The sequence below is a fragment of the Pseudomonadota bacterium genome (assembly GCA_023229365.1).
Lineage (GTDB): Bacteria > Myxococcota_A > Polyangia > JAAYKL01 > JAAYKL01 > JALNZK01.
This window is the reverse complement of the sequence record JALNZK010000251.1, coordinates 1-2,586: the sequence shown is the minus strand read 5'-3', so window position 1 is coordinate 2,586 and position 2,586 is coordinate 1. Positions and strand designations below refer to the sequence as shown.

Annotated in this window: 3 protein-coding genes; 1 reads left to right on the top strand and 2 read right to left on the bottom strand. The window is 70.7% G+C overall.

The window, feature by feature from the left end:
* Nucleotides 1-891: SMP-30/gluconolactonase/LRE family protein (locus tag M0R80_31920; protein ID MCK9464249.1), on the top strand; the 891-nt coding region annotated here is incomplete at its 5' end.
* Here the strand turns inward: M0R80_31920 and M0R80_31915 are convergent.
* Together M0R80_31915 and M0R80_31910 are read right to left on the bottom strand one after the other, a co-directional pair.
* Nucleotides 888-1,640 carry a TatD family hydrolase gene (locus M0R80_31915; GenBank protein MCK9464248.1) on the bottom strand — a complete coding sequence of 251 codons (753 nt, stop codon included), beginning with the start codon at nt 1,638-1,640 and terminating at the stop codon, nt 888-890. The two genes, M0R80_31920 and M0R80_31915, sit on opposite strands and share 4 nt — an antisense overlap.
* A gap of 25 nt (nt 1,641-1,665) precedes the next feature.
* The coding region (locus tag M0R80_31910; GenBank protein ID MCK9464247.1) for a hypothetical protein at nt 1,666-2,586 on the bottom strand (921 nt) is incomplete at its 5' end.

Below are 2,586 nucleotides of genomic sequence, written 5' to 3'. Positions count from 1 at the left end.
ACCGACACGGACGTCGACAGCGACACGGACACCGAGACCGATACCTACAACGACACGGAGACGTTCGGCTGCGACGAGCTCCCGAGCGGCCCGGTGTTCGTCCAGGAGCTCACCGGCCCGATCGCCTACCACGCCCTGGCGTTCGACGGCGAGGGGTTCATCGTCGGCGCGGGCTCGATGGGCGACGCCCTGTTCAAGACGGCGGCCGGCTCGAGCACCGCGAGCCTCTGGGTGAGCTCGATCCACAGCGTCGAGGGGATGGACTACCTGCCCGACGGCGACCTCGTGGCCGTGTCCCAGTCCCAGGGCGTGGTCCGGATCACGCCGGAGGGCACGGTCAGCACCGTGGCGGCGAGCATCTACGACTACGGCGTCCAGGTCACGGTCGGCCCCGACGGGATGATCTACGTCGGCGACAACGACACCCTGTACCGCATCGATCCGGACACCCACGCGGTGGAGTCGCTGGTCACCGGGGTCATGGCGCGCGGGTGCGACTTCAGCCCGGACCACGCGCGGATGTACGTCACCTCCCACGAAGGGTCGGGGAACATCTACGTCGCCGAGCTCGACGGCGACATGAACCTCATCGGCCCGCCGACGCTCTTCGCCACGATCCCGGGCGGCGGTCCCTGGATCGACGGTGTCTATGTCGACGAGTGCGGCAACCTCTACGTGCCGAGCTACTCGCTGAGCGAGCTCTGGCGGATCACGGCGGAGGGCGACGCGTCGATGTTCTACTCGTGGGCGTCCAACCCGGGCCTGTACGGTCACGGCCTCAAGTGGGGCTCCGGGATAGGCGGCTGGGACGACGCGTCCATCTACCTGCCGCAGCCCTACGACGGGAACTCGGTCGTGCGGATGCGGCTCGGCGTCCACGGCCGGGACTAGCCGAACATGAGGCGCGCGTTTTCGCTCGTGGCGGCGGCGATCTCCGCGAGCCCCACGCCGCGAACCGCGGCGAGGGCGAAGGCTATCTCGCGGACGTGGCGCGGCTCGGTCTCCTCCGGCGGCACGCCGTCGATTCCGATCGACGGGGCGTCGGTCTCGAGGAGGACGCGATCGGCCGGCGCGAACGCCGCGCTCTTGCGGGCGCTCCCGGCCGAGGGGCGGGTGATCGCGCCGCCGAACGCGAGCATCAACCCGAGATCGAGGAACCGGCGGGCGAGATCCGGGCCGCGGGAGAACGCGTGGAGGACGCCGCGCACCCTGCCCCGCAAGGGAGCGAGCGCCGCCGCGAGCTCCTCGAACGCGCCGCGGCAGTGGAGCAGCACCGGGAGATCCCGCGCGACCGCGACGTCGAGCTGCAGCTCGAGCGCCGCGATCTGCCGGGGCCGATCCGCGCCCTCCACCTTGAAGTCGAGCCCGATCTCGCCGACCGCGGCGGCCCTCCCCGCGTCCAGCGCGGCCTCGAGCTCCGCGCGGGAGAGAGCGGCGCCCGCCGCCCAGGGGTGGAGGCCGATCGCGGTCCGCACGCCCGGCCGATCCGCGAGCGCCGCGACGTCCGCGAACGACGCGACGTCGTAGGCCGGCACGACGACGTGCGCGACCGAGGCCTCCCGCGCGCGGGCAAGCGCGCCGTCGACGTCGCCCGAGAGCGGCGGCAGGGTGAGGTGACAGTGCGTGTCCCAGAGCTCCACGGCGGGCAGGATAGCAGAACGCGGGCTACTCGACGATCACCTCGCCGCCGGCGCCGGGCACGATGATGTAGACCTGCCGCGAGGACAGCACCACCGCGGTGTCGATCACGTGGATCGTCGCCTCGAACAGCGTCGCCTCGGGGGTCTCGGGCTCGAAGAAGTCGTTATGGAAGTCCACGTTGAACGTGACGAGCGTGCCGGGGTCCACGCCATAGAACGTCGTCGTGTCCATGGAGTCGACCTGGTCCGCGGGCGACGCGCTCAGAGGGACGATCGCCTTGATGAACTGCGCCGTGTCCACCGCGAGCTCGTTGGCGACGCTCTCGCGGGTCGTCGTCACGTCGAGCTGGACGTTCTCGGTCAGGTCGACGACCGCCTCGACGACCTGATCGGAGACGCCGGTGCCGTCGGCGTTGATCGTGAAGTTGAACGAGTCGACGCCGTCCGTGGAGCCGGTGCCGAACGCGATCTCCTCGAAGTCGTCCATCGCGTTGCCGGAGTCGAGGCCGACGAACTTCGCGCCGATCCCGTTCATCGCGGCGATCGCCTCGGGCGAGTAGTGCGGCGCCCCCGAGTCGAAGTCCCACGTCTCGAAGTCCTCGTCCGACAGCATGATGAAGATCGGCATCGCGTCCGCGCGGAAGCACGCGCCGCCCACCGTCTCCGCCGGGCACGAGGCGGGCGGGAGATCGATCGACACCGAGTCCATGCAGATGCCGAGGAACCACTCGAGGCACGCCTCGCCCTCGAACCCCTCGCCGGTCGCCGCCTGGTAGAGCGTCTCGGCGTGCGCCTCCTCGGAGCCGCCGCAGCTCGCGATCGCGCTCACCGCGGTCTCCACCGCCGCCGCGTCGGTGGTGATCGCCTGCGCGACCGTATACGTCTCGTCCTCCCACGTCCCGAACTTGACGAGGCCGAACGCCGCCTCGGGCATGACCGCCGTGAT